The 22610-nt window shown below is 54.1% G+C and carries 19 protein-coding genes; 14 read left to right on the forward strand and 5 right to left on the reverse strand.

From position 1 onward, the window contains the following. Positions 1-6 precede the first annotated feature (6 nt). The 4 genes from AC0LWM_RS22890 to AC0LWM_RS22905 all read right to left on the reverse strand — a co-directional run bounded on the left by AC0LWM_RS22890 (position 7) and on the right by AC0LWM_RS22905 (position 2962). The gene (locus AC0LWM_RS22890) at positions 7-693 is read right to left on the reverse strand and encodes an HAD family hydrolase (protein WP_474677314.1); all 687 of its coding nucleotides are present in this window, start codon (positions 691-693) and stop codon (positions 7-9) included. 107 nt (positions 694-800) lie between these two features. Next, positions 801-1322, reverse strand: coding sequence for a hypothetical protein (locus tag AC0LWM_RS22895; RefSeq protein WP_474677315.1), 522 nt, complete (start codon positions 1320-1322; stop codon positions 801-803). 15 nt (positions 1323-1337) lie between these two features. Beyond that, positions 1338-2069, reverse strand: coding sequence for an alpha/beta fold hydrolase (locus AC0LWM_RS22900; RefSeq protein ID WP_474677316.1), 732 nt, complete (start codon positions 2067-2069; stop codon positions 1338-1340). Positions 2070-2140: 71 nt separating this feature from the next. Beyond that, positions 2141-2962: a helix-turn-helix domain-containing protein gene (locus AC0LWM_RS22905; RefSeq protein WP_474677317.1), complete on the reverse strand. Its 822-nt coding sequence runs from the start codon at positions 2960-2962 to the stop codon at positions 2141-2143. Positions 2963-3085: 123 nt separating this feature from the next. Here AC0LWM_RS22905 and lacZ point away from each other — a divergent pair, with 123 nt between their 5' ends. The 4 genes from lacZ (at position 3086) to argS (ending at position 9848) form a co-directional block, all read left to right on the forward strand. Further along, on the forward strand, positions 3086-6226 hold the full coding sequence (gene lacZ, locus AC0LWM_RS22910) for a beta-galactosidase, LacZ type (protein ID WP_474677318.1): 3141 nt from the start codon (positions 3086-3088) through the stop codon (positions 6224-6226). A 327-nt stretch (positions 6227-6553) separates the two neighbouring features. Beyond that, positions 6554-7507, forward strand: coding sequence for a phospho-N-acetylmuramoyl-pentapeptide-transferase (mraY, locus tag AC0LWM_RS22915; protein ID WP_474677319.1), 954 nt, complete (start codon positions 6554-6556; stop codon positions 7505-7507). A gap of 216 nt (positions 7508-7723) precedes the next feature. Further along, positions 7724-8179: a YwiB family protein gene (locus AC0LWM_RS22920; protein WP_474677320.1), complete on the forward strand. Its 456-nt coding sequence runs from the start codon at positions 7724-7726 to the stop codon at positions 8177-8179. Beyond that, the gene (gene argS / locus AC0LWM_RS22925) at positions 8172-9848 is read left to right on the forward strand and encodes an arginine--tRNA ligase (RefSeq protein ID WP_474677321.1); all 1677 of its coding nucleotides are present in this window, start codon (positions 8172-8174) and stop codon (positions 9846-9848) included. The genes AC0LWM_RS22920 and argS overlap by 8 nt, the downstream gene beginning before the upstream one ends. Before the next feature lie 959 nt (positions 9849-10807). Here argS and AC0LWM_RS22930 read toward each other — a convergent pair. Continuing rightward, positions 10808-11977 (reverse strand): S8 family peptidase, encoded by a 1170-nt coding sequence (locus AC0LWM_RS22930; RefSeq protein ID WP_474677322.1) that lies wholly within the window; start codon positions 11975-11977, stop codon positions 10808-10810. A gap of 420 nt (positions 11978-12397) precedes the next feature. On the opposite strand from AC0LWM_RS22930, the gene rpoE reads away from it, so the two are divergent. The 10 genes from rpoE (at position 12398) to AC0LWM_RS22980 (ending at position 22558) form a co-directional block, all read left to right on the forward strand. Beyond that, positions 12398-12988 carry a DNA-directed RNA polymerase subunit delta gene (rpoE, locus tag AC0LWM_RS22935; RefSeq protein ID WP_474677323.1) on the forward strand — a complete coding sequence of 197 codons (591 nt, stop codon included), beginning with the start codon at positions 12398-12400 and terminating at the stop codon, positions 12986-12988. Between the two features lie 382 nt (positions 12989-13370). Then, positions 13371-14972 (forward strand): CTP synthase, encoded by a 1602-nt coding sequence (gene pyrG / locus AC0LWM_RS22940; RefSeq protein ID WP_474677324.1) that lies wholly within the window; start codon positions 13371-13373, stop codon positions 14970-14972. 183 nt (positions 14973-15155) lie between these two features. Continuing rightward, positions 15156-15542, forward strand: coding sequence for a response regulator (locus AC0LWM_RS22945; protein ID WP_474677325.1), 387 nt, complete (start codon positions 15156-15158; stop codon positions 15540-15542). Between the two features lie 141 nt (positions 15543-15683). Beyond that, positions 15684-16538: a class II fructose-1,6-bisphosphate aldolase gene (fba, locus tag AC0LWM_RS22950; protein WP_474677326.1), complete on the forward strand. Its 855-nt coding sequence runs from the start codon at positions 15684-15686 to the stop codon at positions 16536-16538. Positions 16539-16620: 82 nt separating this feature from the next. Further along, complete coding sequence (gene murA, locus AC0LWM_RS22955; protein ID WP_474677327.1) at positions 16621-17892, forward strand: UDP-N-acetylglucosamine 1-carboxyvinyltransferase; 1272 nt, start codon at positions 16621-16623, stop codon at positions 17890-17892. A gap of 93 nt (positions 17893-17985) precedes the next feature. Then, positions 17986-19290, forward strand: coding sequence for a transcription termination factor Rho (rho, locus tag AC0LWM_RS22960; protein WP_474677328.1), 1305 nt, complete (start codon positions 17986-17988; stop codon positions 19288-19290). Positions 19291-19317: 27 nt separating this feature from the next. After that, entirely contained in the window at positions 19318-20574 is a 1257-nt protein-coding gene (locus tag AC0LWM_RS22965) for a radical SAM protein (protein ID WP_474677329.1), read from the forward strand. A 216-nt stretch (positions 20575-20790) separates the two neighbouring features. Beyond that, positions 20791-21735: a glutaminase A gene (gene glsA / locus AC0LWM_RS22970; RefSeq protein WP_474677330.1), complete on the forward strand. Its 945-nt coding sequence runs from the start codon at positions 20791-20793 to the stop codon at positions 21733-21735. 123 nt (positions 21736-21858) lie between these two features. Further along, positions 21859-22056, forward strand: coding sequence for a 50S ribosomal protein L31 (gene rpmE / locus AC0LWM_RS22975; RefSeq protein WP_474677331.1), 198 nt, complete (start codon positions 21859-21861; stop codon positions 22054-22056). Positions 22057-22132: 76 nt separating this feature from the next. Next, positions 22133-22558 (forward strand): hypothetical protein, encoded by a 426-nt coding sequence (locus AC0LWM_RS22980; protein ID WP_474677332.1) that lies wholly within the window; start codon positions 22133-22135, stop codon positions 22556-22558. Positions 22559-22610 lie beyond the last annotated feature (52 nt).

The raw sequence follows: 22610 nt of genomic DNA on the forward strand, positions 1-22610 counted from the left end.
TTCCTCCTACCTGATCGCTTGGATAAGTTCATTCAATGATTTGACCGTAAGCAGCGGCTTCGCGGCAATCGTATCGTCCCAAGCCTGATTCCGCTGCATCCACACCGTATGCATGCCGACGTCGGCTGCGCCTCGGATATCGTTGACAGGATGGTCGCCGACAAAAAGCGCTCGCTTCGCGGCAACGTCTAACGTGTCCAGCGCCATCCGGAAAATGCGCGCATCCGGCTTTTTGACCCCGGCTTTTTCCGATACAACAATGGTGTCGAAGGCGTCCCGGATACGCAAAGCATCGATTTTGCCATATTGAATATCATTTCTTCCGTTCGTAATGAGCCCTATCTTCCAGCCGCGCCTGCGGCATTGTTCCAGCAATTCCAAAGCCGAGTCCATCAATGCCGCGCATAACGAGTAATGCTGCCGATAATATTCGAGCAGCTCCGCGACGTCCGGCTTGATCGTCCATGGCAGAAGGCCGAGCAGTTCCTCGAACATGCGCGGCTTCGGATTGTAGCCGTCCTGATCGACTTCGAGGATTTGCCGTACGATCCGCTCCTGCTCCTCCGCGGCAATGCCGGGAAAATACGTGTTCGTCAGCCGGCCCACAAAGGCGAGAAACGTGCGATCGCGATCCAGCAGCGTATTGTCCAAGTCAAAAATAACGGCATCAATATCCAGTGTATTTAGCTTCACATTCCCCACCTCCCCTTATATCGTAACTCAATTTTCCGTAGAAGAGTAGGCAAAATGGAAAAGGAACAGTCCGGGCAATCCCCCTGAGCCTGTTCCTCAAATTTGGATCACTGGCTTCCTTCCACAACGACGACGCCGGTATCGGGACCGTCGCTTTCAACATAGTCGAACGAAAGCCATTCAAAGTGCGTAAGCCCTAGCTTCTCCGCGAACCGCCCGGCGGGGGAGTGTGCCAGTACCTGCTCGATATCCGCCGGGTAAAAAATCGGCTCGAATTGTTCGGCAGGCCGGCCGGTTAACGACGATAGGACGTCCAAATTCAAGTACTCGTCGTCAACAGGAAGATCGTCGTCGTTCCAGCCGCAGCTATAGGAGCAAACCTCCTCTTGAGCATGGAATATATGAAATTCCCACTGGTGGTCCTCCGCGTAGACATAATGCAGCAATGTCCCGGGATTCGCTTCCACGATCGGGTCCAGCGGAGCAAATTCGCTTCCCTCGACAACGAAAGTAACCCAGCCATTCGCAGCGGGATATACATATCCTTTCCGTTTGGACCTGCGCAGCAGGTCGATCGCATCCTCCGGATTCGTTGTTTGCAAATGATAACTTTCGCTGAATTCGCTCATTGACATTCTCCTTATCTAAATGGAAGTAGAATCGCTAGCTTCAAGAAATTTGACGATTCGATCGTGGACCTCTAGCTGATCATCACCCCGAATGTTATGCGCGGCTTGCGGGGAAGAGTACACCGTAAGCTGTGAACAACAGCGCCGGTATACGCTTAATTCCGCATCGCCTAACAAGGAGCCTTCCAGCAGCCCCCTCATGACGAGCACAGGACAACTCCAAGCCGCATCCAAGGCGACATCGGCCGAATCTGCTTCGATTGCGCGGGCCGCTTCCGGCCTAATATGCGTCGTTCTGCCGAAAGGGATGAGGTAGTCGTTGATATACTCGTCGGCCCAACCCGGCGGCATGAGCTTATGTACGGCGGGATAATCCAGCATGATGAGACTCGCGATCCGCCCGGGATGCTTCGCGGCGTATGCCAGAGCATAGGATACGCCCCGCGAATAGCCGAATAGATGGATCCGTTCCAAGCCGAGTTCTTCGACGACGCATTCGACGTCCGAAATATGGTGTTCCAATGTATATCCTTCGGTCGGCGTGTCGCTGCGCCCTCTTCCGCGGAAGGAAAGGACAACGCATCTGCGCGGCGACAAATCGGCGATCAGCTCCTCGTATTCTTCCGCCGTCTCCGAAAGTCCCGGACAGATGACCAAAGGAATCAAGATGAGGTCGGCCGAATCCCGGGAATCAAGATAATGAATGCGAACGCCCTTATTGCTTGCAAAGCCGGAATGCAATGACATACGGCAGCCTCCCTTAAATCGGATCGTTATGCTTCATATATAATGACGGGTCTTTTATTGCGGCCACGTTCCTACCCATGAATCCTGCGGAACATTTGCGGCGTGAAGCCCTCCTGCTGCTTGAACAGCTTGATGAAATAACTCGGATGCCCATAGCCGACCCGGCGGGCGACTTCCTTCACGTCGAGGCTCGTTTCTTGCAGCAGCAGCTCTTTCGCTTTGCGCAGCCGGAACTTCGTGATGTACTCGAAGGGGCGAATGCCGAGCGTCTGCTGAAAGAGCAAGCAGGTGTATTGCGGGGAAACGTCAAGCTGCCCCGCCAATTCGGAAAGCGACAGGTCGCGGTTGTAATGCTGCTCGATGAAAGCCAGCACCGGGGCGAGCTGGTCGATATGCTGCTTCTTGGAGCGGATTTCGGCCCCGGAAGCGTATTTGTACAGGTCTAGCAGTAATTGGTAAGTGACGGCGGAGGCTTCGAAGTTCCGGATCGGGTCGGTGGATTGCAGGATCGACAAAACTTCGAATATTCTTTTCCGCGTCAGATCGGGATTCGAAACGTAATAAACCTCCGAGCGTACAAAATTCATTTCGTACATCATCTCGACGAGTTGTTTTCCATTAAAGCAAATCCATTGCGTTCCCCATGGCTCCGCGGTTGAGCGGTATTGATGAGGAACGTGGGGAAATAGAAGCATGCCTTGGCCGGGCCCGATCAAGTAGCGACGTCCTTCGACGATCAGCTCGCCTTGTCCGCTGACACATTGAATCCATTGAAAGTCGGGGAAGCCATACTCCCGCATCGTAGGCTCTTGTTGGTCCCAGTACCCCACTGACGTGACATATAAGGGCATCCGGGCCTCCACTTCGGTTACGACCGTAAACACGTTAATCATGATGTCGCTCCTAATTAGATGAATATTATTATATTAACAAGAAAATGATTGGATTGATAGGCTTGTTTGGTCGTAATAAGATATTCATATACTCGTATCACAAAAATTTTAGGAGGGTTTACCGTGACCATCAATCAATCCATCACGTTCGGCAAGAACGATTGGGAGAACGAGCAGGTGCAGGAGCGCAACCGCGAAGCGGCGCGCGCCTACTTTATTCCATATGCGGACGCAGCTTCCGCACTGACTTACGAACGCGGCCGGTCCGACAGCTTCAAGCTGCTGAACGGCGTTTGGAAGTTCGAATATGCGAATTCGCCGATGGAGGCTTCGGCCGATTTTTACGAGGAAGCATACGATGTTTCAGGCTGGGATGACATTCGCGTGCCGTCGAGCTGGCAATTCGAAGGCTACGGCCGGAATCACTACACGAACATCATGTACCCGATCCCGGTTGACCCGCCGCGCGTACCGACGGACAATCCGACAGGCTCGTACAAAAGAGATTTCGACATTCCGGCGGACTGGGCGGAGCGCCAGCTATATCTTCGTTTTGAAGGCGTAGACAGCGCATTCTACGTTTGGGTGAACGGCGTGCAGGTCGGCTATAGCCAAGGCAGCCGCATCCCGTCCGAATTCGACATTACGAAATACGTTCGGGCCGGTCGCAACACAGTGGCGGTCCGCGTATTCCAATGGTCGGACGGCACGTATCTTGAAGATCAGGACATGTGGTGGCTGAGCGGGATTTTCCGCGACGTTTATTTGCTGTCCGTGCCGAAGGCGCATGTCCGGGATTTCTTCGTACGGACGGAGCTCGATTCCGATTACCGCGACGCGGTATTGAAGGTTGAGGCGGAGCTGAACAACAAAGCTGCAAAAGCCGCGGACAAGCTGCAGGTCGAACTCAGCTTGCTCGACGATACGATGCAGCCTGTTCAGGCACCGGTCGTTCAGTCCGGCATCAAGCTGGGCGCGAACGGCGAATCGAAGCTGGAGCTCAGCATGAATGTTGCGGCACCGCGCAAGTGGACGGCGGAAACGCCATATTTGTACCATGCCGTCATTACGCTCAAGGACGACAAAGGCAACGTGCTGCAAGTGATCTCTAGCCGCGTCGGCTTCCGGAAGGTGGAGCTTGCGGGAAGCAACTTCCTCGTAAACGGCGTTGCGATCAAGCTGAAAGGCGTCAACCGACACGAGCACGATACCGACCTCGGCAAAGCGATTACGCTCGAATCGATGGTGAAGGACGTCCTGCTGATCAAGAGCCACAATATGAATGCCGTTCGTACGTCGCATTACCCGGATGACCCGCGGTTCTACGATTTGTGCGACCAGTACGGGCTGTACGTCATCGACGAAGCGGACCTGGAGACGCACGGCTTCGGTTCAGTCGGCGAATGGGCGCGGCTGAGCGACCATCCGGACTGGAAGGCGGCTTATGTGGACCGCATGCAGCGGATGGTGCATCGCGACAAAAACCATGCGTCGATCATCATGTGGTCGCTCGGCAACGAATCCGGGCACGGACGCAATCACGAGGCGATGGCCGACTGGGCGCGCGAGTACGATCCGACACGGCTCATTCATCACGAGAGCGAAATCCATTACGGGCAAAAATACGGCGACGTTCACAGCCGGATGTATTCCAGCGTTAAGGAACTTATCGAAATCGCCAAAACGAACAAAGATACGAGGCCGTTCATCCTGTGCGAATACGCGCACGCCATGGGGAACGGACCGGGCGGATTCAAGGAATATTGGGATGCGATTTACTCGCACAAGAAGCTTCAAGGCGCATTTGTATGGGATTGGGTTGACCAAGGCATTCGTCAGCGCAAGCCGGACGGTCGCGAATATTTCGCGTATGGCGGCGATTTCGGCGAAGATCCGCATGACGGCAACTTCATTCTGAACGGTCTTGTCGATTCCGACCGCAAGCCGTGGCCTGCGCTCATCGAATACAAGAAGGTCATCGAGCCGGTTATTACGGATGCCGTGGACCTGGCGACAGGCAAAATCCGCATAACGAACCGGTACGACTTCAGCGGCCTTGACCATTTGCAGCTGTCGTGGAGCGTTGTTGCCGACGGACGCGTGCTGCAAAGCGGCAGCATGGCGGCGCCTGCGGTTGCCGCGGGACGCGGCCGTACGATCAGCCTGCCTTATACGATTCCAGCCTACGCAGTTGCCGGAACGGACTATTGGCTGAACGTCACCTACACCTTGGCCGCCGATACACTGTGGGCGAAACAAGGCCATGAGATCGCATGGGGGCAATTCCTGCTGCCGGTTGCAGCTCCGAAGGCTGCATCGCTGCCGGTTGCATCGATGCCTGCGCTGCAATATGAAGATCGCGGCAATACGCTGCGCGTTAAGGGTACAAACTTCGTACTTGTCTTCGACAAAGTTCGCGGCGCCATCAGCGACTGGACGCATGAAGGCGTAGCCGTCGTGACGAAAGGGCCGAAGCTGAATTTCTGGCGCGCCAAAATCGACAACGACATGTACACGGTGAACGATTGGCGTAAAGCCGGCCTGCACCACCTGCAAGAACGCGTGCAAGCGATCGACATTACGGAGCTGTCGGCCAGTTCGCTGCGCATCGCCGTACAAGTGCGCATCGCGCCGCCGGTATACGACTGGTCGCTGATTTGCACGTATACGTATACGATTTACGGCAGCGGAGACGTGACGGTTAACGTGGAAGGCGCGCCGCAGGGCAATGCGCCGCAAACGCTGCCGCGCGTCGGGCTGACGCTGACGCTGCCGAAGGCGCTGGATCGCGTCCGCTGGTACGGCCGTGGGCCGGGCGAGTCGTACGCGGACAGCAAGCAAGCGGGCCGCTTCGGCATTTACGCGAGCCATGTCGCCGGCTTGATGACGCCGTACGAGAAGCCGCAGGAGAACGGCAACCGCACCGACGTGCGCTGGGTGTCGCTCGCCGACATTCGCGGCACGGGCTTGTTCGCCGCGGCAGCCGGTGAAGCGGCCGGTACGCCGGCGCTGAACTTCAGCGCTCACCATTACACGGTGGAAGACTTGGAGCAAGCGAAGCATCACTGCGATCTTGTGCCGCGCGACGAAGTAATTCTCCACCTCGACTACGCGCAGAACGGCCTTGGCAGCAACAGCTGCGGACCTGCCGCACTGCCGCAGTATGAGCTGAAATGCGAGCCGTTCCGATTCGGTTTCCGCTTGACTCCGTATGCGGCGCACGGCATCTCCACGGAGGAGCTCGGCAAGCGAACGCTCGAATAGTTTTAACGATGTAAATGAGCAATTGAGTTAATAGTTAATGAATTAATGGGTAACGGATAGAACCTTGATAACGAAAGGCGGCCCTGACAGGCCGCCTTTTGGAAAATAAAAGAAAGTATAAGTTTCATTCTATACTTCGCTTATATTTCTCGGTAAACGATGCGCCGATCAGGACGGCACCAGCCGTTTATCCTTGATGTTCTTCCTTGAAAGGGCTTCGATTCGAAGCTTTTCTGACGCAAAATGCGCTTTGACCCGAATAAAAGGAATATTCGTCCAACTGGTCGAAGTATACTAATACAAAAGACATTACATAGGGTGAGTATTATGTTGAATTCGTTGTTAGGCGTATCCGGCTTGTCGTTTCTGCTTGTCGTCGGCTTGATGCCGCTGCTCATCTGGGGTTTGCGCACGCTGAAGCTGACCCAACCGATTCGCGCGGAGCTGCCGCCGGACCATCAGGCGAAGCGAGGCACGCCTTTGATGGCCGGTATCGTGTTGATGATCGGCGTCATGACGTCGGCCTTTTCGCATCCGTCGCCGCTCGTCCTGTTTCTGGGCGCTACATTTATCCTGTTCGCCGCGGTCGGCTTTCTTGACGACTTCAAGAAAGCGGCCTTCCAAGACCCATCGGGCATTTCCGGGAAGATGAAGCTCGTTTTTCAGTTTTCTTTTACCGGCATCTTGCTGTTCGTTCTGTTCAGCGCTTTTTCGCAAAGCCCGGATATTACGATCGTGCGCCAGCTTGTCATTGAACTGCCAGTTGTCGTGTACGTGCTGATCATGATGTTTTTTATCGTCGGTTCGGCGAACGCGATCAATTTTACCGACGGTCTGGACGGCTTGCTCATCAACGTCTCGATCCCGACCTACTTTTTCTTCTTCGTCATTTCGGACAAACCGGAAGTGCAAATATTTTCGATCGTGATGATCGCTTGTTTGCTCGGGCTGTTCATCTATAACATCTACCCGGCGCGGGCGTTTATGGGCGATACCGGCTCGCTTGCGATCGGCGGATCGCTGTCGTTTCTGGCGGTCATCGAAAAGGTCGAAATTTTGATACCGATACTGTTCTCCGTCTATTTGGCGGAGCAGCTTTCGGTCATCCTGCAAGTATGGTATTACAAAAAAACGAAAAACCGCATTTTCCGCATGGCGCCGATTCATTTTCATTTCAGTCTGAAATACGGCTGGAGCGAAAATAAAATCGTGATCGTCTTCGGCTTCGTATCCTGGATGTCGGCGCTGATCTCGTGGCTTTTGTGGAAGTTTGTCCTGTAGCGGACTGGAAGGCAGCCGCGGAGAAGACTTGCGTTTCCCAGTAAGTCCTTCGCCCGGTTTCTCCTCTCCCATGTAAAGGTCGGCCCGAAGCCGGCCTTTTTTTGTCTTTTCATTTGAATTGAAGGGCTTTACTGTATATAGTAATAGGATAGAACTCAAGGATAAACGTCTGAAACTTATAAAGCCTTAGATTTTGAACAGACAGGAGCGTGGCCCATGTCGGACAAGCGACAAGTGCGAATCCGGCTCGAGAGCGTCCAGAGCATCGGCGATTCGGGCGATGATACGACCGTACACGAGGCGAAGGGCGATTTGTATTTCAAAAGCGGAACCTGTTATCTTCGTTACAACGATCCCGGCGACGAGTCGGGGCAAACGATGGTGACGATTCGAATTGACCCGGGCGAGCTGAAGGTGATCCGGCGGGGCACCGTGGAGTCGGAGCAGGCTTTCGTTCCGAACCGGGAAGTGATCGGGCATTACCGGTCGCCGCTCGCCAAATTTCGGATGACCTCGCTGACCAAAACGATGGAGGTATGGCTGTCGGGGCCTGCGGATTCGGATCGCGCAGGCGGGGCGGTTTCGTGGATTTATGATCTTTATGTCGGGGACGAACTCGTCGGCCGATTTCATAACAAGCTCGAATTCAAGGAGGATAACGGAAATGAATAAGTTGGAACAAATCAAGACGGTGCTGAAGGAGGCGATTGCGGAGGCGATTGCCGCAAGCGGGCTGGTCGAAGCGGGAACAGAGCTGCCGGCGGTGACGTTGGAAGTGCCTCGCGAGAAAGTGCACGGCGATTTTTCGACGAATGCCGCAATGCAGCTGACGCGTATAGCGAAGAAGAACCCGCGGGAGATTGCCGAGGCGATCCTCGCCCATCTGGACCGGACGAAAGCGGCGGTACGCCATGCGGAAATCGCCGGACCGGGATTTATCAATTTTACGATGAACAAAAGCTATCTGTACGACGTCATCGGCGAGGTGGCGGCGAAGGGTGACCGGTACGGAAGCATCAACGTGGGCGCGGGCCGGCGCGTACAGGTGGAATTCGTCAGCGCGAATCCGACGGGCAGCCTCCATCTTGGACATGCCCGCGGAGCGGCGGTCGGCGATTCGCTGTGCAATCTGCTCGATTTCGCAGGATATGACATGTCCCGCGAATATTATATCAATGACGCGGGGAACCAGGTGGCGAACCTGACGCGGTCCATCGAAGCTCGCTATAAGCAAGAGCTGGGGCTTGATGCGGAAATGCCGGAGGACGGCTACCACGGCGAGGATATCAAAGGCTTCGCGCGCGAACTGGCGGCTGAGAAGGGCGATAGCCTGCTGCAGCTGCCGGAAGCGGAGCGGGAGAAGTTCTTCCGCGAATACGGCTTGTCCCGCGAGCTGGACAAGATCAAGCGCGATCTCGGACGCTTCGGCGTCAGCTTCGACGTCTGGTACAGCGAAACTTCGCTGTATGAGACGGGCAAAGTCGTCGAGGCGCTGGACGAGCTGCGCGCCAAAGGCCAAGTGTACGAGCAGGAAGGCGCGACGTGGCTGTCCACGATGCCGTACGGCGACGACAAGGACCGCGTTCTTGTGAAGAACGACGGCTCCTACACGTATCTTACGCCGGACATTGCGTACCACCGGGACAAATACGGCCGCGGCTTCGACCGAATGATCAACATCTGGGGAGCCGATCATCACGGCTATATCCCGCGGGTGAAAGCGGCGATGGCCGCCCTCGGCAACGATCCGGAGAAGCTGACGGTGCTGATCGCGCAGATGGTCAGCCTGTACCAGAACGGCGAAAAGGTCAAAATGTCCAAACGGACCGGCAAAGCCGTCACGATGGAGGATTTGATGGACGAAGTCGGCGTCGACGCGATCCGTTATTTCTTCACGATGCGCAGCATGGATTCGCATCTGGACTTCGATATGGACCTTGCTATTTCGACATCGAACGAGAACCCGGTATTCTACGTGCAATACGCGCATGCGCGCATTTGCAGCATTTACCGTCAGGCGGAAGAGCAAGGCGTTGCGCTGCTGCCGCTCGATCAAATCGACTTCAGCAAGCTGGATACGGAAGCCGAGTTCGATTTGCTGAACAAAATCGGCCAACTGCCGGCCGAGGTGGAGGTTGCCGCGGAGCAATACGCGCCGCATCGTCTAATCCGCTACGTCTATGAACTGGCCTCCCAATTCCACAGCTACTACAAAGCCGAGCGCGTCATCACGGAAGATGCGGCGCAAACCCAGGCGCGGCTTGCGCTGTTGGGCGCGCTGCGCACCGTCATCGCGAACGTGCTTCGTCTTGTCGGCGTCTCTGCGCCGGAGCGCATGTAGCTTTAAGCCGATGCAGTGAGCAAAAATGCCATCAATCGACCCTCAAGCGCGCGAAAACGGCGAAGGCCGCTTTCGCTAGGCGCGTAAAGGTTGTTGATGGCATTTTTTACGTTTTGCTGCGGTTGGTTGCGTGCTGCGCTGAGGCGTTTGCTACGCTTGGTTGCGTACTGCGACTGAGGTGTTTTGCTGCGCTTGGTTGCGTACTGCGGCTGAGGTGTATAGCTGCGTTGGGAGCGTACTGTGCGTAGGCGTCTTATTTCGTTGGGAGCGGATGGCACAGGGAAGAACTGCTGAATCCGCGATTCGCTCGCTGCGGTTTGAAGAATAACTGCAAATGTACATTTATCAGCGTTCGAAAAATTTGCGATAAAGCCCATACCTGCAAATGTGCAGTTACTTGGATGCCTTATTGAGGTTCGGGCGGTTATAGGCGGGAAAGACTGCACTTTTGCAGCTATTCCCTCGATAGGCGCAAAAAGTGCAAAAATAACTGTACATTTGCATCTACTTGCCTTTTACACAGCATGTTCACATTCGCATCGCATGCACAATTGCACCGCATGTCACATTCGCATCGCATGCTGCACATTCGCATCGCATGCTGCACAATCGCATCACATGCACACATGCAAAATCGCATCACATGCACACATGCAAAATCACATCACATACATATCACAATCGCACCACATGCCACATTCACATTCGCATCGCATGCACAATCGCCCCCCTGCATTACAACTCCTGGCGCGGAATTGTGGCGCGGCACGGAGGTAATTAATCACATAAAGCAATCACGCACACAAGCAAGCGGCAGCAGCATGCACTCAGAATGTACGCACACTGCAAGCGACACAGCGTACATACAAAAAAAAGAGCGTAAGCAAGGCCTCACCGATTGTTCGCGTCATACGCGCTTCGCGAACAATCCGAATGAAGCTCATCTCCCGCCCTGCCTGTTACTTCTCCGCCAGCTTCAGCAGCCGCATGACGTCCAGCTCGCCTGTGCTTGTTTTCGACGTCGAAGCCGAAGCTGAGGTCGTGGAGCGCGATGACTTCGAGCCTCGGATCGGGGACGCCGACCGCTTGATATAATTCCGAATTTCGGCGGGCGTCAGCTCCGGCCGCATCGCCAGCAAGAGCGCAATCGCTCCGCTGACGTGGGATGTGGCCATGGAGGTGCCGGACAGCTCGTTATATTTGCCGCGCAGCCAAGAGGACAATATTTTTTCGCCCGGCGCGTAAATATCGATATATTTGCCCCGGTTGCTGAACGGTGCAATACGGCGGTTGCGGTCCGTCGCCCCGACCGAAATCGTGTAAGGGAAACGCGCCGGATAATCGATCGACATCCGCTTGGCGTCATTGCCCGAGGATGCGACAATAATCGACCCCGCATTATACGCGTTAACGACGGCGTTCAGCAGCGATTTGCTGCGATTTTTCATGCCGAAGCTCATGTTGATCACTTTGATTTGGTTGCGAACGCACCAATCGATGCCGAGAATGATGTCGGATATGAATGCCGTCCCGTTGCTGTCGAATGCCTTAACCGGATGGACGATCGCCCGGGGCGCCACGCCGACGATGCCGTAATGCTGGTTGGCCGCGGCGATCGTGCCGGAGATATGCGTGCCATGTCCGTTGTCGTCGTGCGGCAGCATGTGCCGGTTGATCACGTTGAACCCGCGGCCGAGCGAATTGCGCAAATCGGGGTGCGAATAGTCGACCCCCGTGTCGATGACCCCAACCTTGACCTGGTGTCCGGTCGTATGCTGCCAGGCTTGAGGGGCTTTGACCTGCCTTACGCCCCAAGGAATGGAGCGGTCTCGGGTCGACGACGTGTTCTGCATGCTGTGCATTTTGATTTTGGCATCTTCTTCGATCATTACTTTGCCGCTGAATTTCTCCAGCTTGGCGGAGGATGGCAGCGGACAGGAGACGGCGTGAATGATTTTCATTTGCTGCACGTGATTGAGCTTGGCGAGAGAGGGTTGCAGCCGTTTTAATTCAGCCAGGCACTGCTGATAATCCTTCGGGTGGAGGAAGCGGATGATTTGCTTCTTCGCGGAGCTTTGTTGTTCCGGCATTTCATCATGTAGGAGCTGCCAAAAACCGAGGTAGTCCAAATCGAGTTCCTCCCCGCGCAGTCGAATATGAAGTATTGTATGAGGGTCGCTCGCAGGGGGCGTGGGGAACTTGCCTTTTTTCGCACAATTAGGCTTGAAACCGTGTCATTCGCGGTGTTGGTTCATAGAATGGAGTGAGAGAACTAAGGGCTCTCATCATCAGCGCGGTGGTGGCTTTCGCCTTCATCGAAGCGGATACAGTCGTCAGCGGAGGCATCCCCTCCGCTTTTTCCGTTTTGCTCCTTGCTTTTTTACCTGAAATAGGTTTTACTATAGAGTGAATTTCATATATTGTACCGATACCTAAGGGCACGCAGGGTATGAATTGCACTCGCGTGGTCGATAATGGGTATGTTGAACCGGCGGCTTCATTGCTTGGGAACAAGCGTGAATGGACATGTAACAGGGGAGGATATCAGGATGAGCAATCCGATAACACTGAAAATCGATGCCGAGAAGGCCCGTGAAATGCCGATGGTCGATCTGGCCTTCGAAATATTGAAATCGCTGAACACACCTTTGTACTATCGCGACCTCATGATGGAAATTGCGAAGATTCGCGGACTTTCCGAAGAAGACGTGAACCGGGTGATCGCTCAAGTATATACGGAAATTAACATTGACGGCCGTTTCGCTTGCGTAGGCAGCAATCTGTGGGGACTGAAACGCTGGTACCCTGTCGAGAAAGCCGACGACGCCATGGGCGGAACGACGAAACGTCCGCGGATCATCAACGACGAGGACGACGATCTGGACGACGAGGATCTGTACGGCGAAGAGGAAGAAGAAGTATACGACGGCGATACGGAAGATTACGATTCCTTGGACGAAGACCGCGAAGATATGTATGCGGACGACGATACGATCGAGGAAGAGGTTGCGATCGACGACGACGAACTCGGCAGCGATGAAAGCGAAGAGCTGTTGGACGAAGAACTGGACGACGCCGAGGAAGAAGAGGAAGAGTCCGACGAAGAGTTCGAGGACGATGAAGACGAAGACGACAAATAGTGTCGGTTTGGTCGGCGAAGGGCTTATGAGCGCGAAATGAACGGTATCTTTTTGCAGTTCAAGTTTACTTGACACAGGCCTTTCGACCGAGTAAACTATTCTTCGGGCTAAAGATTTACAAATCATTTAGAAGGAAAACTTCTGTTCGAAGCCATATCGGCGAGGAGGCATTCTCCTCTTAGAGGAAGTTTTTCCTGAAATATCGGAAAGGTTCGGCTTACGCTGAGAACTTTCTGGTATTATAGGTAATTTACCAATAAAAGTGCCCCCGTAACCGGGTGTCACTTTTTATTTTTTTGGGGATCGATTTTTGGCGAAATTGGCAATTCTATAATCAGACGTCGATCGAATTAGGAACGGAAAAGTTTAGGAGGTTCAGACAGTGGCAAAATACATTTTCGTGACAGGCGGCGTCGTTTCTTCGCTCGGCAAAGGGATCACGGCGGCTTCGCTCGGGAGACTGCTCAAAAACCGCGGGCTTAAGGTCACCATTCAAAAGTTCGACCCGTACATCAACGTGGACCCGGGCACGATGAGCCCTTACCAGCACGGTGAAGTGTTCGTCACGGACGACGGGGCGGAGACGGACCTCGATTTAGGTCATTATGAGCGGTTTATCGATATCAACCTGTCCAAGAACAGCAATGTAACGACCGGTAAAGTGTATTCCAGCGTCATTACGAAAGAACGCCGCGGCGAATATTTGGGCGGCACCGTGCAAGTCATTCCTCACATTACGAATGAAATCAAAGACCGCGTATTCCGCGCAGGGCGCGAAGCGCAATCCGACGTCGTCATTACCGAGATTGGCGGAACGGTCGGCGATATCGAGAGCCTGCCTTTCCTCGAAGCCATTCGTCAAATCAAAAGCGATATCGGCCGTGACAATGTCATGTACATTCACGTTACGCTCATTCCATACTTAAAAGCGGCTGGCGAAGTGAAAACGAAGCCGACCCAGCACAGCGTCAAGGAACTCCGCAGCATCGGCATTCAGCCGCATGTCATCGTATGCCGCACCGAGCATGCGCTGGCGGAAGACATGAAGCGTAAAATCGCGCAATTCTGCGATGTGGACGCCAATGCGGTCGTCGAGTGCCGCGACGTGGACACGCTGTACGAAGTACCGCTCATGCTGCGCGAGCAAGGGCTGGACGACATCGTCGTCAACCATCTGAAGCTGACGACTACGCCGCCGGACATGACCGAATGGGAAAGTCTCGTGCAGCGCGTCAAACAATTGAAGCATAAAACCGAAATTGCGATTGTCGGCAAATACGTCGCATTGCACGATGCTTATTTGAGCATTGTCGAATCGCTAGGCCATGCCGGATTCGATGCCAATACCGAAGTGGACATCCGCTGGGTCAATGCCGAAGAGCTTACCGACGAGAACGTCGCCGAGAAGCTTGGCGGCGTGAACGGAATTCTTGTTCCGGGCGGCTTCGGCGATCGAGGCATCGAAGGCAAAATTTCCGCGATCCGCTATGCGCGCGAGAAACACATTCCGTTCTTCGGCATTTGTCTCGGCATGCAGGTTGCCGTGATCGAATATGCGCGTGCGATTGTCGGCTTGAACGGCGCGAACAGCTCGGAGATCAATCCGACGACCGAATATCCGGTCATCGACTTGCTTCCGGAGCAAAAAGACATCGAAAATTTAGGCGGCACGATGCGCCTTGGACTATATCCTTGCAAGCTGACGCCGGGTTCGCTTGCGCTGCAAGCGTACGGCGATGAGCTCGTATACGAGCGTCACCGTCACCGGTATGAATTCAATAACGAATATCGCGAGCAAATCGAAGCGGCAGGCCTCAAAATTTCCGGTACTTCGCCGGACGGCCGTCTCGTGGAAATTGTCGAACTGCCGGGTCATCCTTGGTTCCTCGCCGTGCAATTCCATCCGGAATTCACGTCGCGCCCGAATCGCCCGCAGCCGCTCTTCCGCGATTTTGTCCGTGCTTCGCTCGCGGCTACCCGATAATAATCCATGTCCGGCAAATGTTGCCGGACATTTTTTTCCATTGCGAGCAGGAATCTTCTCAACAACCGCGAATGATGTATATAACAAAACTGCGTGAACTTTAGCAACAGTTATTGTAAAGAAATCGGCAGATGTTGCCCGACCGTCATGTTGCGGAGATGAACTATTTGGGAGGCTCGGAAGGTGGATAAGAAAAAAATTCTCATTGTTGATGACCAAAACGGAATTCGCGTCCTGCTAGTGGAAGTATTTAACAGTGAAGGGTACACCGCGTTTCAAGCTTCAAACGGCAAGCTGGCGCTGGAGATCGTGCGCAAGGATCCGCCCGATTTGGTGCTGCTGGATATGAAAATTCCCGGCATGGATGGTCTGGAAATTCTCAAGCATATCAAACAAATCGACCCCGAAATTAAAGTCATCATGATGACGGCTTACGGCGAGCTCGACATGATCAAGGAAGCGACGGATTTGGGAGCGCTCATGCACTTCACGAAGCCGTTCGACATTGACGAATTGCGCGTGGCGGTACACCAACAGCTCAAAGGAGCAAAACTATCAGTAAGATCCTAGATCCTGAATAAGGGTCTTTTTTTTATGCATTGAAATGCCTTGAAAGCTTGGTTACCAAATAGTTTGCGCTTGTGGTATAATAGCACAGTATGATTTCCGGATGAGAAGGTCATATCCAACACGAAAGAGGAGGAATCCATCATGCCATTGGTATCGATGAATGAATTTTTGCCAAAAGCAAAAGCGAACAAATTTGCAGTAGGTCAGTTCAACATGAACAACCTCGAATTCGCGCAAGCGATCGTTGAGGCTGCAATCGAAGAAAAATCCCCGCTTATTTTCGGTGTCAGCGAAGGCGCTTTGAAATATATGGGCATTGAATATACGGTTGCGATCGCGGAAGCGGCTGCTAAACATTCCGGTCTTCCGATTGCGCTTCACCTCGATCACGGTTCCACTTTCGAAGTCGCGATGAAATGTATCCGCGCAGGCTTCTCGTCCGTTATGTTCGACGGTTCCCACCACTCCTTCGAAGACAATATCCGCCTGACCAAAGAAGTCGTTAAAGCAGCGCGCGCGATGGGCGTTTCCGTAGAGGGCGAGCTTGGCACGATCGGCGGCGTCGAGGACGACATCAGCGTTGACGAAGCTGACGCAAACCTGGCTAAACCGGAAGAAGCGATCCGCTTCTACGAAGAAACCGGCGTTGACTGCCTTGCCATCGCGGTAGGTACTGCACACGGCATGTACGCGGGCGAACCGAACATCCGTTTCGACATCATTGAGAAAGTAGCATCGGCAATCCCGGTTCCAATCGTTCTGCATGGCGGTTCCGGCGTACCGGACGAAGCGATCCGCAGCTCGATCCTGGCCGGCGTTGGCAAAATCAACGTCAACACGGAAAACCAAGTGGCTTGCACGCAAGCGATCCGCGACGTATTGAACAAGGACGGCAAGGTTTACGATCCTCGTAAATATTTGACTCCTGCCCGCAATGCGATGAAAGCTGTCGTACAAGAAAAAATCCGTTTGTTCGGAAGCAGCAACCAAGCATAAGAAGGGAACGGTACAATGGGAAAAGACGCCGTATGCACGGCGCTTTTTTCCTATTTGGCTGCATAGGGGGAACATGTTGCCGATGGAAAAGTTGATCATATCCGGCGGGCGGCCGCTTGTCGGAACGGTACAAATCAGCGGCGCTAAGAACAGCGCGGTCGCGTTGATACCCGCCGCCATTCTGGCGGAATCGACGGTCGTGCTCGACAATTTGCCGGAGCTTAGCGATGTCGGCGTTTACGCGGACATTCTCGGCGATCTGGGCGCGGTCGTATCGCGGAGCGGCGATACGATGTCGATCGATCCGGCCGCATTGCGATCGGTTCCGATGCCGAACGGCAGAGTGAAGAAACTTCGCGCATCATATTATTTAATGGGAGCTTTGCTGGGACGTTTCGGCGAAGCGACGATCGGGCTTCCGGGCGGATGCAATTTCGAACCGCGGCCGATCGATCAGCATATCAAAGGTTTTGAAGCGCTCGGCGCCCAAGTGACGAACGAGCACGGTTCGATACGGATTCACGCAAAAGAGCTTCGCGGAGCAAAAATATATTTAGACGTCGCAAGCGTTGGAGCGACGATTAACATCATGTTGGCGGCATCGCGCGCCAAAGGATTGACCATTATCGAAAACGCGGCCAAAGAGCCTGAAATCATAGATGTAGCAACGTTACTGAACTCCATGGGGGCGCGCATCAAAGGCGCAGGTACGGAGACGATCCGTATCGACGGCGTAGACAGCCTGCACGGCTGCCGCCACTCCATCATTCCCGACCGCATTCAAGCAGGTACTTATATGATCGCTGCAGCGGCAACGCGAGGCGACGTTGTTATCGATAACGTCATTCCGAAGCATCTCGAGGCTCTGACGGCCAAGCTGCAGGAAATGGGCGTGCACGTGTATGAAATGGACGAATCGATTCGTGTCGTCGGTCAAGCGGAATATGCCAGCATCGACGTCAAGGCGCTTGTTTATCCCGGCTTCGCAACGGACCTGCAGTCGCCGATGACGAGTCTGCTTACGCTCGCCAAAGGAACTAGCATTTTGACCGACCATGTCTATCATAGTAGATTCAAGCACGTGCCGGAGCTGATCCGCATGGGAGCGAAAATTAAAGTCGAGGGTCGTTCGGCCATAATCGAATACAGCGAGTTGAACGGGGCGAAGGTAAAGGCGACCGACCTGCGGGCGGGCGCTGCGCTGATCGTTGCCGCTCTGTCGGTACCTTCCGGCCAAACGGAAATTTCCGGCGTCGAATATATCGATCGGGGCTACGACAGACTCGTCGACAATCTTCGGAATCTTGGCGCGGAAGTATGGCGGGAGCCTGCTTCGGCAGCCGTTCAGGAATAGTTTCGTGTCGGATTGGCAATGCTAGAACAAATGCAATGTGATTCATAGTCATGATGATAGTTATGAAAATTTCATAGTGTGGTGTTGAAAACGATGGATATGCAATTATCCGAATTGGAACAGTTGAAGCTAACGGAATTATACAAGTTAGCGAAGAAGTACCAGATCGCCTCTTACGGCAATCTGAAGAAGAAAGAATTGATTTTTGCGATTCTGCGGGCGCAGGCCGAACAGGGCGGTCTCATGTTCATGCAGGGTGTACTCGACATTCTGCCTGAAGGTTACGGCTTCTTGCGTCCGATCAACTACTTGCCGAGCGCCGAAGATATTTATATCTCGGCCTCGCAAATTCGCAAGTTCGATCTAAGGTCGGGAGACGTCGTATCCGGTAAATGCCGGGCGCCTAAAGAAAACGAACGGTATTTCGGATTGCTGCAGGTCAACGCCGTCAACGGCGAAAATCCGGAAAGCGCAGCAGAACGGTTACACTTTCCCGCTCTCACTCCTCTTTATCCGCAAAAGAAACTTGTTCTTGAAACATCCCCAAGCAATCTTTCGACGCGAATCTTGGATTTATTGGCTCCGGTCGGCCTCGGGCAGCGCGGATTGATCGTTGCGCCGCCGAAAGCGGGCAAAACGCTCCTGCTGAAGGAAATCGCCAATAGCATAGCGACGAATCATCCGGATATCGAGCTGTTCGTATTACTCATCGACGAACGCCCGGAGGAAGTGACCGATATGTCGCGTTCCGTTAAAGGGGAAGTCGTCGCTTCGACGTTCGACGAACTGCCGGAGAACCATATTAAAGTGGCGGAGCTTGTACTCGAGAGAGCGCTGCGTCTGGTAGAACATAAGAAAGACGTCGTCATATTGCTCGATAGCATTACTCGCCTGGCACGGGCGTACAATCTTGTCGTGCCTCCATCCGGGCGTACGTTGTCCGGGGGCATCGACCCTGCTGCGTTCCATCGTCCGAAACGGTTTTTCGGTTCGGCGCGGAATATCGAGGAGGGCGGCAGCTTGACGATCCTGGCGACGGCGCTTGTGGAGACCGGATCGCGGATGGACGATATCATCTATGAAGAATTTAAGGGAACGGGCAACATGGAGCTTCATCTGGACCGGAAGCTGGCGGACCGCCGCATTTTCCCTGCGATCGATATTCGCCGTTCGGGAACGCGGCGCGAGGAAATGCTGCTGTCGAAGGAAGAGCTGGAGAAGCTGTGGGCGATTCGCAAAAATATGAACGAAACGCCGGAGTTTGTCGACGGCTTCCTGAAGAAGCTGAAAGATTCCAAAACGAACGAAGAGTTCTTGATGTCGCTGGATACGAGCCCGGGCGGAACGCCAAGCACGCCGGCCAAACGCCAGACGCGCTCGGTTTCGCAGCACGCTTAGAGAGCTTAGAGATAGGAGCAATACATTATGTACTTGGTTTATGCCGATGAACATGGCAACGTATTCGATCATCCGGACATGATCGGTTTAGGCCGCAGCGGCGACATGATCGTCGAGCTGCTCGAGGATGAATTGATTCCGCTGCCGGACGGCGCGACCTTGGTCAGCTTGCCGGATACGCGCCCGATCGCGATTGATGCGGAAACCGACCAAATGACGCCGCTGCCCGGCAATTATAACGCCGTCGGCGCGCTTTTGCCGCAAGGGTATACCCGGCTCGTGCTGCCGGGGTATGTGAAGACCGACAAGACGAAGAAGCTGCCTTTATTCGGCTACTCCGCCGTTGTGTGGAAGGACGGGGGTTTTTACGTTGCCGCCCGCATGAGCGACAATCCGGAGCCTTGGAATCCGATGAATTGCGACCGTGACGAGCTTAAGTTTCGCGTGGACGGCTTGCTTGCGAAATATCCCGAAAACCGGCTTTACAAGCATTTGTCGAATTGTGCATTAGGCTACGAATGTCTAACGGCGTCGAACACGTTCTTGAACCGTCTGGAGGGGGCCGTGCCGGTATCGTATTCGTGCAATGCGGGATGCTTCGGCTGCATTTCCGAGCAGCCGGACGACAGCGGGTTCCCCGCGCCGCAAACCCGGATGAACTTCAAGCCGACCGTCGATGAAATCGTCGACATCATGCTCGAGCATCTGCAGGAACCGGACCGGATCATCAGCTTCGGCCAAGGCTGTGAAGGCGAACCTTCGACTCAGGCCAAAATCATCATTGATGCGATGCGCATCGTGCGGCAAAAAACGAAGCTCGGCTACATCAACATCAATACGAACGCCGGCTTGACGGACCATATCCGCGGCATCGTCGACGCCGGGTTGGACTTGATGCGGGTCAGCACGATCAGCGCCATTGACGAGCATTACAACGCGTATTACAAACCTAGAGCCTACACGCTTGCCAATGTGGAGAAATCGCTGCGATACGCCTATGACAAGGGTGTGTACACGTCGATCAACTATTTGATCTTCCCGGGGGTTACCGACCGCGAGGAGGAAATCGAAGCGATGATCGAGTTCGCCCGGCGGACGAAGCTTCGGCTTATTCAGCTCCGCAATTTGAACATCGATCCGGAGAGCTATCTCGAGCTCATTCCGAAAGCGAAGGGCGATATTCTCGGCATGAAGCAAGCGATTGAAATTTTCCAGGAAGAATTGCCGGATGTCGTTATCGGATCGTATACGCACGTTCCGCCAACCCCGCGAGTTGAGCGATGATAACGGATGGAAATCGCCTGGCCGGGCATCGGAAAGGTTAATTGGTTTATATTCGGAGGTCGCGATAACAACCAGTTTGGCGGGTTTGTATGTGTGCAAACCCGCCTTTCGCATGCATGCATCCTGGACGGCCGCCATGCAGCCTCATAGGATACAATGGGCTCAACAATTTCTAGGTTTGGAGCGTGCAGTATGGAAGGGAACCGGGGAGCAGGTATGAATAACGAAACGGAATGGGACAGACTGGGCGCTCGGCTGGCCGAATGGGTTGAAGCAAGCCGCGAGAAAACCGCGGAGGGAAAGCCGGCTTCTTATATCCCGGAGCTTGCCCATGCGCCCGGCAACGCGCTCGGCATTACCTTGCTGGATGCCGGCGGGCTAGAGGTAACGGCAGGCGATTCCACCTTGCCTTTTACGATGCAAAGCATCTCGAAGGTGTTTACGCTGCTGCTCGCTTTGATCGATCAAGGCGAAGAAGGCGTGTTCCGCAAGGTGGGGATGGAGCCGACCGGTGACGATTTCAACTCCATGCTCAAGCTGGAGCTGGTCGAACCCGGCATTCCGTTTAATCCGCTGATCAACGCCGGAGCGATCGCCATATCGTCGATGATCGGCGGAACGACGCCGGCGGAAAAAACGGAACGCATTCTCGCGTTTTTCCGCAAGCTGGCCGGCGATCCGACGATAACGTACAACGATGCAGTGTATCGTTCCGAGTCGGGGACGGCTCATCGCAACCGCTCGCTCGCTTATTTTTTGAAGGACAACCGGGTGCTGACTGATGATGTGGAAGAGGTGCTGGACGTTTACTTCAAGCATTGTTCGGTTGAAGTGACATGCCGCCATGTGGCCCGGATGGCGCTTGTGCTGGCGCTGAACGGACAAGATCCGTCGACAGGGGAACAGCTTGTCCCGCGGCGGTTCGTACAAATCGCCAAGACGTTCATGATCACTTGCGGCATGTATAACGCCTCCGGGGAATTTGCCATCCGCGTCGGCCTGCCCGCCAAAAGCGGAGTTTCCGGCGGCATCATGACGCTTGTCCCGGGCCGCTACGGTATCGGGATCATCAGCCCGGCCTTGAATGAGAAGGGCAACAGCATCGCCGGCGTTCATTTGCTGCAGACGCTGTCGGAGGAATTTGACTGGAGCATGTTTTAAGGCGGCCATAGCTGAAGAAGCAATTGGCGGTTGCATGCTTTGGCGGGCCGTGATATAATGCGGTCATGTGTCTATTACTCTGGGTCCGCACAGTGACTCAGGGCGGAAAGAGGTGAATCGATCATGAAAGAAGCAATCCATCCGAAGTACAACATTACGTCGGTAACTTGCGCATGCGGCAACACGTTTGAATCGGGCTCGATCAAAACGAACCTGCGCGTAGAGATTTGCTCTGCTTGCCACCCGTTCTTCACGGGCAAACAGAAATTTATCGATGCAGGCGGTCGTGTTGACAAATTCAAGAAGAAATACGGCATCTAATCAATATTCGGGTTCCGAATATTGGCAGAATATAAAAACCTTCCTCGGCAATGCTAACGGCGAGGGAGGTTTTTTTATGCATATTTCGAGAGTGACGAAGCTGTTCCTCTGCGCGGCTGCCGGCTTGATGGCGCTTTCGGCCGTCACGGCCTGCAACAAGTCGTCAAGCGGTGCCCGCCAGGTTCAGCCGTATACGAATGACGGATACCTCGGATTGTCCAGCTCCAACCCGAACTTGCCGAATGGAGGTTCTTATCATAACTATACCCGGGATACGAAAATGATGGAGGACATCTTGAGGCAAGTCCCGGAAGTGCTTCGGAACCGGATCGTGCTGAACGGTTCGAATGCGTATGTGAAGCTGACGCTCAGGGGGAATCCGGATGCCGCCGAGACGCGTCGCATCGAGAGTCATGCGAGGAAGCTGCTAATGGATAACATGCCTCGCTATACCGTTTACTTGACGTCGAACGGACCTGCTCAGCCAAATGGATCATATTGACGCTCTTGCCTAATTGTACGAGCGGTTGCGCTTTGCCCGAGAATCGGCTATA

The sequence above is a fragment of the Paenibacillus sp. sgz302148 genome, assembly GCF_056120465.1.